Source organism: Kribbella speibonae (genome assembly GCF_004331375.1).
Taxonomy (GTDB): domain Bacteria; phylum Actinomycetota; class Actinomycetes; order Propionibacteriales; family Kribbellaceae; genus Kribbella; species Kribbella sindirgiensis.
The window spans coordinates 597,908-609,619 of the sequence record NZ_SJKC01000005.1; the positions used below are offsets into that span (position 1 = coordinate 597,908).

Sequence of the window (11,712 nt, forward strand, 5' to 3'; positions counted from 1 at the left end):
TTGACAATATCCAGGGCCCGGCGTCTTATTCAAGTAACCTCTTGAATAGGGTGCCCGATGACCGTAGTACCCCTTGTCGACGAAGGACTCGGCAACTCGTCGTACCTCGTCGACGTCGACGACGGCCGCGCGCTGGTTGTGGACGCGAGTCTCGATCTGCGAGCGGTCGGCGCCGCGGCCGAGCGGCGGAAGCTGACCGTGGCGTTCGCAGTGGACACGCACCTGCACGCCGACTTCCTGTCCGGTGCGCGTCAGCTCGCCGCGATGCAGGGCGCGGAGGTCCTGGCCTCGGAGGCGGGGCGGCGGACCTTTGGGCATCGCGGTCTGCGCGACGGCGACGAGGTCGACCTTGGCGGTCTGCGGCTGCGGGCTCTCGGTACGCCGGGCCACACGCACGACCATCTCTCGTTCTTGCTCCTGGACGGCGAGCGCCCGCTGGGGGTCTTCACCGGCGGGTCGCTGATCGTCGGTGCGGCGGCCCGGACCGATCTCGTCTCCCCCGACCGGACCGAGTCGCTGGCCCGCGCGCAGTACGCGTCGCTGCAGCGCCTTCTCGAGCTGCCCGACGCCGTCGCCGTGTGGCCGACGCACGGAGCCGGTTCGTTCTGTTCGGCCCCGCCCGGCACGGACCGGGTCAGCACGATCGGCCGGGAACGGGCGACGAATCCGTTGCTGCAGGTCGACGGCGAGGACGAGTTCGTGGCGGCGTTGCTCGGTTCGCTCGGCAGCTTCCCGCCGTACTTCCTCCGACTCGCGGAGCTCAACCGGCGAGGTCCGTTGTCCGACCGCGCCCCGGCTCTCGAGCCGCTCGCCGTGGACGAGGTCCGGACGATGCTCGGTGAGGGAGCCGAGTTGATCGACGTACGCCCGACGCGGGACTTCGCGGCAGGGCATGTTCCCGGGGCGTTGTCGATCCCGTTCCGGGCGGCGTTCGCATCCTGGCTGGGCTGGCTCGCGCCGGACGACCGGCCGCTGATCGTTGTCCGAGGCACCGATCAGGACGCGGGCGAGATCGCCTGGCAGGCGGCCAAGATCGGGTACCGCTTCGCCGGTGAAGTTGCTGTCGCTGCGTGGGACGGGCCACTGGCGCGCACTCGGCTGGTCGGCGCGGACCAGGTCAGCGGCGCGGTTCTCGACGTACGACAGGACTCCGAGTACGACGCCGGCCACGTTCCCGGCGCCCAGCACATCGAACTCGGCGCGCTCCCGCACCGCGCCGACGAGGTACGGCGGGAGCCGACGATCGTGATGTGCGGGCACGGCGAACGCGCGATGAGCGCGGCCAGTGTGCTCGAACGCGCCGGGCACCGCGACCTCGCCGTACTCACCGGCGGCGCCGACGACTGGGCGGCCGCGACCGGACGCCGCCTGGCGACCTGATGCGACTCGGGATCCGCGCGAACCTCGCGCAGTTCAGCCTGCTCGTCGCGGTCAACGCGCTCGTCGGCGGCATGCTCGGCCAGGAACGCACTGTCCTGCCCCTGCTCGCCGAGCAGACGTTCCAGCTGACCGGCTACACCTTCCTGCTCACCTATGTGCTGGCCTTCGGGCTGACCAAAGCGGCGACGAACTACTTCGCCGGCACTTGGTCGGACCGGTTCGGCAGGAAACCCGTCCTGCTGGCCGGCTGGCTGATCGCCCTCCCCGTTCCGCTGCTGCTGATCTGGGCGCCGTCGTGGGCCTGGGTGATCGTGGCCAACGTCCTGCTCGGCATCAACCAAGGCCTCACCTGGTCGACCACCGTGATCATGAAGATCGACCTCGCCGGACCCGATCGACGCGGCCTCGCGATGGGACTGAACGAGGCCGCCGGGTACGTCGCGGTCGCGGCGACCGCGCTCGCAACGGGGTACCTCGCGGCACATCACGGACTCCGACCGGCACCGTTCCTGCTCGGACTCTCGTACGCCGCTCTCGGCCTCGGGCTGTCCGTGTTCGCTGTCCGCGAGACGCGCGACCACGCGCACCTCGAGGCCGCACGACACCAAAGTCGCGGTGAACTGACCGATCAGGAAGTGTTCACCCGTACCAGCCTCACGGAGCCGGCGCTCTCGTCGGCCAGCCAGGCGGGGATGGTCAACAACCTCAACGACGGACTCGCCTGGGGGCTGTTCCCGATCCTGTTCAGCACCGCAGGACTCTCGGTGGCGCGCATCGGGATCCTCGCCGCCCTCTACCCGGCCGTTTGGGGCCTCGGGCAACTTGTCACCGGACCGCTGTCCGACCGCTGGGGACGCAAGTGGCTGATCACCGTCGGCATGCTCGTCCAGGCCGCGGCGCTGGCCGTCATCGCGGCAGCCGGCTCCTTCACCGTCTGGGCGTCGGCCGCCGTACTGCTCGGCATCGGCACCGCGATGGTCTATCCCACCCTGCTCGCCAGTGTCGGCGACGTCGCTCATCCGGCCTGGAGAGCGCGGGCCGTCGGCGTCTACCGGTTGTGGCGCGACGGCGGCTTCGCGATCGGCGCGATCCTGGCCGGCGTGATCGCTGACGTCTGGGGCGTGCGCGCAGCGGTCTGGGTGGTCGCGGCCGTGACCGCCTTGTCGGGTCTGGTCGTTGCGTTGCGCATGTACGAGACGCACCCTCGTCGTACGGGCACGCTTCCGAGGGGGACGCGATGATCCAGACGAACTCGGAGCCGCCGCCCGGATCGGAGGGGATCTGATGGCTATCGACGAGCGGGTGAGCGAGGTTCAGGCTGGACTCCCCCGCCTCACTCCTGTTCAGGCGTTCGAGGCTGTCCGGAGCGGTACGGCGTACATCGTAGACACCCGGCCCGAGTACCAGCGCCGGGCGGCCGGCGAGGTACCTGGCGCGATCGTGATCGAGCGGAACCACCTCGAATGGCGGCTCGACCCGGTCTGCGCTGCGCGCATTCCCGAGGCGGCGTCCTCCGACATCCAGTGGATCGTGCTCTGCGAAGGCGGCTACTCCTCGAGCCTCGCAGCCGACTCCCTCCGGGGGCTCGGGTTGCTCCGCAGTACCGACGTCGCCGGCGGCTTCCAGGCCTGGCAGGACGCCGGGCTACCCGTCGTACATCCGGCGACGCCGACCGAGCCGCGCCTCGCCGGTGATCCGAGAACGCCTGAGCGGCCTGTGATCTCTGAGGCCTCTGGAGCACACTGAGGCTGTGACGGCGAGCGGTGTGCTCGACCAGGCGCGGGAGGCTTTCGCCCGGCGCCTGTGGGCGGGCGCGTACCTGGACTTCGCAGCAGCGGACGCGGCGATGCCACTCGAACTCTCCGACCTGGAGAGTCTCGCGCTCTCGGCGTACCTGTCCGGTCACGATGAGGAGTCGACCAGTGCGTGGACGCGTGCACACCACGCGGCGCTCCGTCGCGACGAACCGACCCGCGCCGCGAAGTACGCCGTACAGATCGGCGCAGGGCTGTTGTTCCGCGGGGCGGCGGCACCCGCGATGGGCTGGTTCGCGCGCGGCGAGCGTGCACTGGAGGGATGCGGCGACTGTCCGGAGCGCGCCTGGTTGAGTACCTGGAACGCCTTCGTCTGGATGTGGAACGGCGAGTTCGGCAAGGCCCAGCCGGCCTTCGCCGACGGCGCGGCAGCCGGACGACGGTGCGGCGACACCGACCTGCTCGCGATGGCCCGCCTGGGCGATGGAATGAGCCTGGTGCTGCAAGGCGACGCCCAAGCCGGGATGGCGTTGCTGGACGAGGTGATGGCCGGCGTCACCTCCGGCGAGGTGTCGCCGATGTACGCCGGGATCGCGTACTGCACCGTGATCGCCGGCTGCTCGGATGTGTTCGACCTCCGCCGCGCCAGAGAGTGGACCGAGGCGCTGACCCGGTGGTGCGATGCCCAGCCCGAGCTCGTTCCGTTCCGTGGCAACTGCCTGGTTCACCGCTGCGAACTGATGCAGCTGGACGGCTCCTGGCCGGAGGCCGTCGCGGCTGCGCGGCAGGCCTGCGAGCACCTGTCCGGCTCGGTCAAATGGGACACGCTCGGTTCGGCGTACTACCAGCTCGGCGAGCTGCAGCGGCTGCGCGGCGACTTTCCCGAGGCGGAGGAGAGCTTCCGCAAGGCCAACGAAGCGGGCCGCTCGCCCGAACCCGGTCTCGCGTTGCTCCGGCTGGCGCAAGGACGGATCGACATCGCCCTCGGCATCCTCGCGCGCGCCCTGAGCGAGGCCGACGATCCGCCGGCGCGATCACGGATCATGCCGGCGTACGTCGAGACTCTGCTGGCCTCCGGTGACGTCGAGTCGGCACGGGTGCACGCGAGCCAGCTGAAGGAGTACGCCGACCTCATGGATGCGCCGTACCTGCACGCGATGGCCGACGCCGCGCTCGGCGCCGTTCTGCTCGCCGACGGTGAGACCGGCGCGGCGCTCCGAACCCTCCGCGCAGCCGCTACGACATGGCGCGCACTGAACGCGCCGTACGAAACGGCGCGCGTCCGGGTGCTCATCGGCGCCGCCTGCGACGAGCTCGGGGACCAGGAAACGGCGACCCTGGAGACCGCGGCCGCACGGAAGACCTTCGAGGAACTGGGCGCGGTCCCCGACCTCGAACGGCTCGCCCGCCCAGTCCACGGGAGCCTGACCGCGCGAGAGGCCGAGGTACTGAACCTGCTCGCGGCGGGGAAGACGAATCGGAGCATCGCGCGAGAACTCGGTCTGGCGGAGAAGACGATCGCCCGGCACGTCAGCAACATCTTCACCAAGACCGGTGCACAGTCCCGGGCGGCGGCAACGGCCTACGCGTACGAGCATCACCTGATCCAGGTGCGATGAAGTACCCACGGGCTCCGGCCCGTCCGTGGGTCGTTCGACCGATGCCGCCCGTCGGGCCGGCCGCCTAGCGTCGATCTCATCCTCGAAAGGAGACGATGATGACCGACCTACAGACCAGTCCGGTGGCGGCGTGGGACGCGATCGCGGCCCAGTACGACGAACATGTCGCGCCCGGCGAATCCGACCTCGCGGAAGCCGCGCTCCGGATCGCAGGACTGCACCCCGGTGACACCTTCCTCGACGTCGCCGCGGGCACCGGCGGCCTGAGCCTTCCGGCCGCACGTCTCGGCGCGACGGTCCTCGCGACCGACTGGTCACCGAAGATGATCGACCGCTTCACCGCCCGCGTCGCCGCCGAAGGTCTGGACGCCGAGGGACGCGTGATGGACTGCCACGCACTGGTCCTCCCCGATGACAGCTTCGACGTCTGCGGTTCGCAATTCGGCGTCATGCTCGTCCCGGACCAGGCCCAGGCGCTGCGCGAAATGGTCCGGGTCACGAAACCCGGCGGCCTGGTCCTGATCGTTGCCTACGGCAACCCGGACGAGTTCGAAGCCCTGCACTTCTTCGTCAGCGCGGCCCAGGCCGTCGTCCCCGGCTTCGAAGGCCCGCCGGAGGACGAGCCCCTGCTCGAGTTCCAAGTCGCCGACCCGGACGTCCTGCGCGGGCGACTGCTCGAAGCAGGCCTGCACGACGTCACAGTCGACACCGGTCACCAGGAGCGGGTCACGGTGAAGAGCGGCCGCCAGCTCTGGGACTGGACCCTCGGCGGCAACCCCATCCCCGGCAACCTGGTCGCCGACCTCACCCCACACCAACGCGAAGACATCATCCACGTCCTCGACGCCATGCTCCGCGAGCGCGCCGTCCACACCCTCACCGCCCCCATCAACATCGCGACCGGCACCAAGTAGGGCTACCGTGTGCGAGTGAGTGTTGATCCGGTAGCGCACAACCGTGCGGCGTGGGACCTTCAGGTGGAGAGCGGCAACGAGTGGTCGCGGCCGGTCACTCCCGAGACGATCGCGCGAGCGCGCGCCGGCGACTGGTCCGTCGTACTCATCGGATACCAGCCGGTCGACCGGACGTGGTTCCCCGCCGACCTGACCAACGTCGACATTCTCTGCCTGGCCTCGGGCGGTGGGCAGCAAGGCCCCACACTCGCCGCAGCCGGCGCGCGCGTCACGGTCTTCGACAACTCGCCACGCCAACTCGCCCAGGACCAGCTGGTCGCGGACCGCGACGGCCTCGAACTCCGCACCGTACTGGGCGACATGCGCGACCTGTCAGAGTTCGCCGACGCCTCGTTCGACCTGGTCTTCAACCCGGTCTCAAACCTCTTCGTCCCCGAACTCGCACCCGTCTGGCGCGAATGCTTCCGCGTCCTGCGCCCAGGCGGCACCCTCCTGTGCGGCTTCCTAAACCCAGACGTCTACCTGTTCGACAACGAAGCCATGGACACCCGAGGCGAACTGATCGTCCGCCACCGCCTCCCCTACAGCGACCTGACCCACGTCCCCGCCGAGGAACGCGAACGCCTCTGGGGCCCGAACGCACCCCTCGAATACAGCCACACCATGGCCGAACAACTAGGCGGCCAACTATCCGCCGGCTTCCTCATCACCGCCTTCGAAGAAGCCCCCCACCACGCCGACGCCACCGCCGACTGGCTCCCCGGCTACTACGCCACGAGAGCCCTCAAGCCCTGACGCTGTCGGTGGCTACTCTGCGATGGGATCTGGGTCTGGTCGCTGGTCTGCCTTGGGGTGGCTCTCTGGGTCGAACATGGCCAGGAAACGCGTCTCGATGGTGTGGATCTCGTTTCGCCACAGGCGGGCAGCGGCCGGGTCGTCCTGTTCGTCAGCGGCAGCCTTCATGGAGTGGGCCCTGGAGAGCTCCCCCAGTTCGTGCCGCATGAAGCTGCGCATGTCAGCCCAATGGGCTTGCTCCTCCTCGCCCGTACGGGGGTACTCCTCGGCCATCAGGCGTGCTCTGACGATGGACGGGTGTTCGATGAGGCCCGCCAGGACGGCGCGCATCAGCACACCGTGGGACAGGCGATGCTTCTGTATTCCCTGGGCGAAGATCAGGGCCGCCAACGCGACCACGACGACCGTCGCCAGCTTGGTGCGCCAATCTGGATCCGGGGTGGTGGCAGAGAGCACGACGGCGAAAGCGACCATGGGGATGGCGATATTGATACGGAAGGTAGCTTCCGCCTCCAGACGGTCGTACTGGTCGTACATTCCCTGGCTCACGACCAGGAGACGCGCCTGGAGGTCATCGGCCGGTACCAGCTCGCCGAACCCTGGGTAGTCGCCGTACTTGGCGAGTTCCTTCTCGAGGTGATCCATCAGCTCGAGCGCGACGCCCTTGCTCCTCCGGCGCGCGATCCATGCCTCGGCGAAGCGGATCGGAGGACTGTCCGTGTCCACGGTCACCACCGCGCCGAACAGGTAGGCGGCGAACGAGAGCGCCGTGAGGACCGCGCCGGTTCCGAAGAAGTTCGACAGGTCCAGGAGGTTGGTCCGGACGGGCGAGCCGGCTGGTAGCTGATGCAGAAGTCGATCTCCGAAGAACAGCCAGATGGTGAAGAACCACAAGAAGCCCACTGCGAGAGGTGTCCGGACGTCCCGCAATCCGGGCAAGAGGCTCGCCAACATCTGCACCCCAGAAAATGTCGCGCTGTAGGCCCAGGCAACCGAGCCTCCGGTTCAGCAAGTATCCCGTGCGACCGGGGTCGCAGCACCGTTGCTCATCGTGGTAGCGTTTCAGGAGTTATCGCCTATAGGGCGAAAACTATCTGAATCGAGAGATGAGCTCATGAACCTGGCGATCGAGACCATTCGGGCAGCCGTGCGCGCCGCGTTGGCGGAGGATCATGCGGAGAGTGACGTGACGACGGAGTGGAGCGTTCCGTCGGATGTGCGGGTTGAGGCTGTGATGATTGCTAAGCAGGCGGGGCGGGTGGCGGGGCTGCCGGTGATGGAAGGGGTGTACGACGCGATCGACGCTTCTGTCGCGGTGCGGGCGGCGGTGGTCGATGGTGACGAGGTCCGCCCCGGGCAGGTGCTGGCATGGGTCAGTGGGCCGGCGCGGTCGATCATCACCGGGGAGCGGGCGGCGTTGAACTTTGTGCAGCGGATGTCGGGGATTGCCACGCTGACCTCTGCGTTCGTGACTGCCATCGGCGACCACGACGTCAAACTCCTCGACACCCGCAAGACGGCGCCGGGACTCCGGGCGCTCGACAAGTACGCGGTGACCTGTGGCGGCGGCACCAATCACAGGCTGGACCTCAACGCGATGGTGCTCCTGAAGGAGAACCACCTGGCCGCCGCGGGTGGCGTGCGCCCGGCTGTCCGCAGCGTGCGCGACGGTATGGCTGCGACTGGCCGGCACCTGGCCGTCGAGGTCGAGGTCACCACCTTGGCCGAGGCCTACGAGGCAATGGACTGCCAGGTCGAGTGGATCATGCTGGACAACATGTCCGTCGACGTCATGAGGTCAGTGGTCGAGCAGCGTGACGCATCCGGGTCCGATTGCCGACTCGAGGCCTCGGGCACGATCAATCTCGAGACCGTCGCCGACATCGCCGCCAGCGGCGTCGACGCCCTGTCCGTCGGCGCACTGACGCACTCAGCACCGGCGCTCGACATCAGCCTGCTGATCAGCCCGTTCGAGCAGTCGGATCATCGAGGTGGGCGCAGTACGGCGAACGGATCCGTCACCGTCAGCTCGCGCGCCACGAACTTGTAAACCGCAGCGGGCCGCCCTCCGGACTGTCCGGAGGGGGCGGTCCGCTCGGTCGGGCCGATCACCTGCCGCCGGGTCAGCACCCGGGTCAGATTGGTCGCGCTCAGCTCATAACCCAAGGCCGCGCTGAACAGATCGCGCAACTCGGCGATAGTGAACTCCGCCGGCGCCAGAGCGAACCCTATATTCGTGTACGACAACTTCGCCCGCAAACGCGCAACGGCGGCGTCGATGAAGTAGTGGTGGTCGAACGCCGTACGCGGCAACTCGTCCACCCGATGCCACGCGGTGTCGTCCGGCAGATTCGGCTGTACGTCGGACGGGACCAGCCCGAGGTACGCGGTCGCGAGGACCCGCGCCCGCGGATCGCGATCGATCGCACTGTGGGTCGCCAACTGCTCCAGATGGGCGACATTACGGATGTCGACCTTCGCCGCGAGATGACCGGTGATCGCCTCCCGGAGCCGTTCCGTGGGCCGCACCCCTCCCCCGGGCAGCGCCCAGCGATACCGGAACGGGCTCTGTCCGCGCCGCCACAGCAGAACGCACAGATGTCCGTCACGGACGGACAGCACCACGGCCAGCACCTCGTGCGGGTAGCTGGGGATGTTGACCGGATCACTTTTCTTGGCCACGGGCATGTGGCCGATGGTACCGTCATACCAGTTATCGCCTATTAGGCGAAAACTAGAAGGAAGGGAACAGGCAATGTCCGTTGCCCAGAGCATTGCGACGACCTGGCAGGAAGAGGTACGCCGCCTGGCCCGCGAACAGAACGCGGTCGTCCTCGCCCACAACTACCAGGACCCCGCGATCCAGGATGTGGCCGATCACGTCGGCGACTCCCTCGAACTGTCGCGGATCGCCGCCACCACCGACGCGTCGACGATCGTCTTCTGCGGCGTGCACTTCATGGCCGAGACCGCGAAGCTGCTCAGTCCGGACAAGACCGTACTGATCCCGACGGCCCAGGCCGGATGTTCGCTGGCCGACACGATCGACGCCGATCAGCTGCGGAGCTGGAAGGCCGAGCATCCCGGCGCCGCGGTGGTTGCCTATGTCAACACCAGCGCCGCGGTCAAGGCGGAAGCCGATGTGTGCTGTACGTCGTCGAACGCGGTGGCCGTCGTGGAGTCGATCCCGGCGGACCAGGAGATCCTGTTCCTGCCCGACCAGTTCCTCGGCAACCACGTACGGCGGCAGACCGGGCGCGACAACATCCACGTCTGGATGGGTGAATGCCACGTCCACGCCGGGATCAGCGCGGCCGATCTGCGCGCCCAGGTGGAGGCCGATCCGGCGGCGGAGGTCCTGGTGCATCCGGAGTGCGGCTGCGCGTCCTCGGCGGTCTGGCTGGCCGGCGTCGGTGATCTGCCCGCGGACCGGACCCGGATCCTGTCCACCTCCGGGATGCTCGGCGCCGCCCGCGACATGACGGCGAAGACGGCGCTGATCGCGACCGAGATCGGCATGCTGCATCAGCTGCGCAAGGTCAACCAGCACACGGACTTCCGGCCGGTGAACCCGAAGGCCTCGTGCCGCTTCATGAAGATGATCACGCCCGAGCTGCTGCTGCGGTGCCTCCGCGAGGGCCGCGACGAGGTCGACGTACCTCTCGACGTGGCCGAACGGGCCCGGGAGTCGGTCCAGCGGATGGTTGCCATCGGCAAGTCCGGTGGTGCTCGGTGAGAAGATCCGTCGACGTCGTCGTCATCGGCAGCGGTGTGGCCGGCCTGTCCGCCGCGCTGGGCCTGGCAGCGACCCGGAACGTACTGCTCATCAGTGCCGGCGCCGGGAGTACGCCGTGGGCGCAGGGCGGGATCGCCGCCGCGTACGGCGATGACGACCCGCTCGACCACGCCCACGACACGGAGATCGCCGGCGCGGGGTTCTGCGACCCGCGCAACGTCCGGGCACTGGTCGAGGAAGGTCCGCAGCGGCTCGCCGAGCTCATCGCCCTGGGTGCACGGTTCGACCGCGACACCGACGGTTCGCTGTCACGAACCCTCGAAGGTGGCCACGATCGCCACCGGGTTGTCCATGCCGGCGGTGATGCCAGCGGCGCCGAAGTTCATCGGGCACTGCACCAGGCGGTACAGCTCGCCGGCCTCCGTACGGTGACGGGCCGGGTCGTCGGTCTGGTCAAGTCGGGCTCCGGACACGTCACCGGCGTACTCGTCGAGGAGGACGGGGACGTCAGCCAGATCGACGCTCGCGCCGTCGTACTGGCCACCGGCGGGATCGGCAACGCCTACCTGGCCAGTACGAACCCGTCGTCCGTCCGCGGCGACGGCATCGCGCTGGCGCTGCAGGCCGGGGCGTCGCTGGTCGACATGGAGTTCGTGCAGTTCCATCCGACCGCGCTCTTCACCGGCGAGACCACGGGTCAGCTGCCCTTGGTCACCGAGGCGGTCCGCGGTGAAGGCGGCGTACTGCGTGATCTGCGCGGCCGCAGGATCATGCCCGACGTACACCCGCGTGCCGACCTCGCGCCGCGGGACATCGTCGCCCGGGCGATCGAGTCGACGATGCGGCGCGACGGGTGTGGGTATGTGTGGCTGGACGCCCGGTCGATCCCGGAGGACACCATCCGCCGGCGGTTCCCGACCGTCTTCGCGTCGTGCCGCCGGATCGGCGTCGACATGCTGCGCGAGCCGATCCCGGTCGCCCCGGCCGAACACTTCCTCTGCGGCGGAATCCGCACGAACCGCGACGGAGCCACCGACGTGCCGGGGCTGTACGCCGTGGGCGAGGCCGCGGGCGGCGGTGTCCACGGGGCCAACCGACTGGCATCGAACAGCCTGCTCGAGGGACTGGTGTTCGGGCGTCGGGTCGCGACGGCGCTTACCCTCGACCTGCCCGCGGCGTCGTACGGACAGCCGACCCGGCTGACCTTGGGCGAGGACCGCGAACCGGACAGGATCCGGGCGATCCTGACTGAGTACGCCGGTATCCGCCGCGACGGCCCTGGCTTGCAGACCGCCGCCGACGAGCTCGACTCGGCGGGTGACGGTCCCCTGGCAACAGTGGCCCGCACGGTTGTCGCAGCCGCGATGACCCGGGAGGACAGCCGCGGGTGTCACTGGCGCTCCGACCACCCGCAGACCGACGAACGGTGGAACCGGCACGTTGTCATCCGTCTCGACGAGGACGGCCGCCCGGCAGTACGTGAACTCCTCCACTCGACCGCCGCCTGAGCAGGG

The 11,712-nt window shown here is 68.9% G+C and carries 11 protein-coding genes; 9 read left to right on the forward strand and 2 right to left on the reverse strand.

The window, feature by feature from the left end; translation table 11 throughout:
• Positions 1-57: 57 nt before the first annotated feature.
• The 6 genes from E0H92_RS34125 (at position 58) to E0H92_RS34150 (ending at position 6,462) form a co-directional block, all read left to right on the forward strand.
• Entirely contained in the window at positions 58-1,380 is a 1,323-nt protein-coding gene (locus E0H92_RS34125; protein ID WP_131499146.1) for an MBL fold metallo-hydrolase, read from the forward strand.
• Entirely contained in the window at positions 1,380-2,621 is a 1,242-nt protein-coding gene (locus tag E0H92_RS34130; RefSeq protein WP_131499147.1) for an MFS transporter, read from the forward strand. The genes E0H92_RS34125 and E0H92_RS34130 overlap by 1 nt, the downstream gene beginning before the upstream one ends.
• Before the next feature lie 43 nt (positions 2,622-2,664).
• Complete coding sequence (locus E0H92_RS34135; RefSeq protein ID WP_131499148.1) at positions 2,665-3,126, forward strand: rhodanese-like domain-containing protein; 462 nt, start codon at positions 2,665-2,667, stop codon at positions 3,124-3,126.
• Between the two features lie 4 nt (positions 3,127-3,130).
• A complete protein-coding gene (locus E0H92_RS34140; protein ID WP_131499149.1) occupies positions 3,131-4,753 on the forward strand; it encodes a helix-turn-helix transcriptional regulator in 1,623 nt (540 codons plus the stop codon).
• A gap of 98 nt (positions 4,754-4,851) precedes the next feature.
• On the forward strand, positions 4,852-5,667 hold the full coding sequence (locus tag E0H92_RS34145; RefSeq protein ID WP_202873960.1) for a class I SAM-dependent methyltransferase: 816 nt from the start codon (positions 4,852-4,854) through the stop codon (positions 5,665-5,667).
• A gap of 15 nt (positions 5,668-5,682) precedes the next feature.
• Positions 5,683-6,462 carry a class I SAM-dependent methyltransferase gene (locus E0H92_RS34150; protein ID WP_131499151.1) on the forward strand — a complete coding sequence of 260 codons (780 nt, stop codon included), beginning with the start codon at positions 5,683-5,685 and terminating at the stop codon, positions 6,460-6,462.
• A 12-nt stretch (positions 6,463-6,474) separates the two neighbouring features.
• On the opposite strand, the gene E0H92_RS34155 is transcribed toward E0H92_RS34150, so the two are convergent.
• A complete protein-coding gene (locus tag E0H92_RS34155) occupies positions 6,475-7,422 on the reverse strand; it encodes a hypothetical protein (protein WP_131499152.1) in 948 nt (315 codons plus the stop codon).
• Between the two features lie 91 nt (positions 7,423-7,513).
• Here E0H92_RS34155 and nadC point away from each other — a divergent pair, with 91 nt between their 5' ends.
• Positions 7,514-8,512, forward strand: coding sequence for a carboxylating nicotinate-nucleotide diphosphorylase (nadC, locus tag E0H92_RS34160; protein ID WP_238173726.1), 999 nt, complete (start codon positions 7,514-7,516; stop codon positions 8,510-8,512).
• On the opposite strand, the gene E0H92_RS34165 is transcribed toward nadC, so the two are convergent.
• Positions 8,446-9,150 (reverse strand): NUDIX hydrolase, encoded by a 705-nt coding sequence (locus E0H92_RS34165; RefSeq protein WP_131499153.1) that lies wholly within the window; start codon positions 9,148-9,150, stop codon positions 8,446-8,448. The genes nadC and E0H92_RS34165 overlap by 67 nt on opposite strands.
• 7 nt (positions 9,151-9,157) lie before the next feature.
• On the opposite strand from E0H92_RS34165, the gene nadA reads away from it, so the two are divergent.
• Positions 9,158-10,198: a quinolinate synthase NadA gene (nadA, locus tag E0H92_RS34170; RefSeq protein ID WP_131499154.1), complete on the forward strand. Its 1,041-nt coding sequence runs from the start codon at positions 9,158-9,160 to the stop codon at positions 10,196-10,198.
• The gene (nadB, locus tag E0H92_RS34175; RefSeq protein ID WP_131499155.1) at positions 10,195-11,706 is read left to right on the forward strand and encodes an L-aspartate oxidase; all 1,512 of its coding nucleotides are present in this window, start codon (positions 10,195-10,197) and stop codon (positions 11,704-11,706) included. Before nadA ends, nadB begins: the two co-directional genes overlap by 4 nt.
• Positions 11,707-11,712: the final 6 nt, after the last annotated feature.

Bases quoted from the DNA above. Each gene is read 5' to 3' on its own strand.
- E0H92_RS34125 (WP_131499146.1), top strand. From the start codon at position 58: ATGACCGTAGTACCCCTTGTCGACGAAGGACTCGGCAACTCGTCGTAC.
- E0H92_RS34130 (WP_131499147.1), top strand. From the start codon at position 1,380: ATGCGACTCGGGATCCGCGCGAACCTCGCGCAGTTCAGCCTGCTCGTC.
- E0H92_RS34135 (WP_131499148.1), top strand. From the start codon at position 2,665: ATGGCTATCGACGAGCGGGTGAGCGAGGTTCAGGCTGGACTCCCCCGC.
- E0H92_RS34145 (WP_202873960.1), top strand. From the start codon at position 4,852: ATGACCGACCTACAGACCAGTCCGGTGGCGGCGTGGGACGCGATCGCG.
- E0H92_RS34165 (WP_131499153.1), bottom strand. From the start codon at position 9,150: ATGCCCGTGGCCAAGAAAAGTGATCCGGTCAACATCCCCAGCTACCCG.
- nadA (WP_131499154.1), top strand. From the start codon at position 9,158: ATGGTACCGTCATACCAGTTATCGCCTATTAGGCGAAAACTAGAAGGA.